This is a genomic window from Protofrankia sp. Cr1 (genome assembly GCF_963555865.1).
Lineage (GTDB): Bacteria > Actinomycetota > Actinomycetes > Frankiales > Frankiaceae > Protofrankia.
The window spans coordinates 3,115-4,860 of record NZ_CAUVXO010000488.1 but is presented as its reverse complement, the minus strand read 5'-3'; the positions used below and the strand labels follow the sequence as shown (position 1 = coordinate 4,860).

General features: G+C 63.0%; 2 protein-coding genes. Both read right to left on the bottom strand.

Translation table 11 applies throughout. The features are described 5' to 3' along the window. Window positions 1-35: 35 nt before the first annotated feature. Window positions 36-284, bottom strand: a complete 249-nt coding sequence (locus U9980_RS24325; protein ID WP_322770060.1) for an SHOCT domain-containing protein — start codon at window positions 282-284, stop codon at window positions 36-38. Window positions 285-490: 206 nt separating this feature from the next. Continuing rightward, complete coding sequence (locus U9980_RS24320; RefSeq protein WP_322748273.1) at window positions 491-1,243, bottom strand: SDR family NAD(P)-dependent oxidoreductase; 753 nt, start codon at window positions 1,241-1,243, stop codon at window positions 491-493. Between the last annotated feature and the right edge of the window lie 503 nt (window positions 1,244-1,746).

The window sequence follows — 1,746 nt, the reverse complement described above, 5'->3', positions numbered from 1 at the left end:
GGCCAGCCGAGCCTTCTGACCCCCGCGTACCGGATTCACCGGCCTGTGCGCAGCAGGTCAGACCGCCGCTTGTACTCGTCCTCGTCGATCTCCCCGCGGGCGAACCGCTCGGCCAGCACATGCTCGGCATCGGCCTGTCCGCTGCCGGTACCCGGGTGGCCGGCGGTATGACCGCCGCCCACATAGCGAACGAGCGCGACGACACCAGCGATGATCAGGCTCCAGAACAGGACCGTCATCACGGACATCATGAGCCAGGCACCCCAGCCCCAGCCCCACATCATCGCTATCACCCTCCTGAAAGAAGACGCGCCCAGCCCATGGCATGGTCGTTCACCTCTTGTTGGAGAGCGTCCCCATTTCCGCACCGTTGAACCAGGGCCGAACGGATCAACCTGATCTGGATGATGGGCACTTGCCTTCGACATCGCCCTCGCGTGCAGGCCGGCTTCGCCACCCGGCTGGTCACCGCGCTTCGCGCGGCCCCCGGCTATCTGCCCATCAGGCCACCGATTGCCACTCGCAGCACTCCGGGGAACAGCCGCTGACCAAGCGCCACCGGCCCCGCGACACCTGGAAAGATCCAGAAACGGTTCCTGTCGAGACCACGTTCGATCGCGGCGACCGCGGCCACCGGTGTCATCATCGTACGCTGTGAGACCGCCTTCGCCGCGGGCATGTCGTCGAGCATCGGGGTCGCCACCGCCGGCGGACAGACACAGCTGACCTTTACACCAGTCCCGCGAAGTTCATGCCGCAACGTCTGGGCGTAAATGATCAGCGCCGACTTGGTTGCGCCGTAGGGACCGTGCTGCGGCACCGGCAACCAACCGAGAATCGACGAGAAAAGAACGATCATGCCCGACCCCTGCGCGAGATACCCGGGTAGCGCGGCTGTCACCGTGTTGACCGTGCCCTGGTAATTCACCGCCATGATCCTCGCGTGCACAGCCGCGGGAGTCTCGACGATCCTGCCCGTGTGCCCGATCCCAGCGGCAGTCACAAGCAGATCGTGGCTCTGCGCGGTCACAACAGCAGCCATGGCGTCCGCGTCGGTGACATCGACGGTATGAGTCGTCACTTTTCCAGGACCGGCATCCTTGAAGACCTTGAGGCCGGCTTCGTCCCAATCGACCGCAATCAGGTCTATGCCGCGCCTGACCAGACGAAGGGCGAGGAGCTGTCCCATTCCGCTTCCGGCACCGGTCACCAGGGCCCGATGAACCTCGTACTTCGCTGTCATCGGTTACTCACCAGGATTCCTGTTGATGCCATCCCGCATACCAGCTTCCTCAATCGAGTCGACATGTATGTCCGGTACTCCTACCCGGCACGCAACCTCATATCGGCAAAGCAAACATCCGGTGACCGTACCAGCGGTCGCCACAGGTCGTTCTTGGTATGGCAGAGTCGCTACCTGCGGCGAGTCCGGATCCAACCCCGGCAGGCCGGATCGCCGACCGACAGAAAGCCTTTACCAACGAAGAGCGGCCCGCAGGATCAAGGTATTGCGTCGCCTGCTAGAAGTCGAGCAGACACTCGGGCAGGCCGGACGGAACCAGAACGAGGATGCGCCGTCACGGCTGGGGAGGACGACCCGCGGATTACCGAGGAAGAAAGCGTGGAGTTACATCGGTAATGTTGTGAAACCCCACTGCCGTAGGGGTTTGATGATCAAACCGTCGCAACCCTACGAGTTCTTCCTCAGTAAGAAGAGCTGGCGGCTTGTCTGCATTTGACGACCGC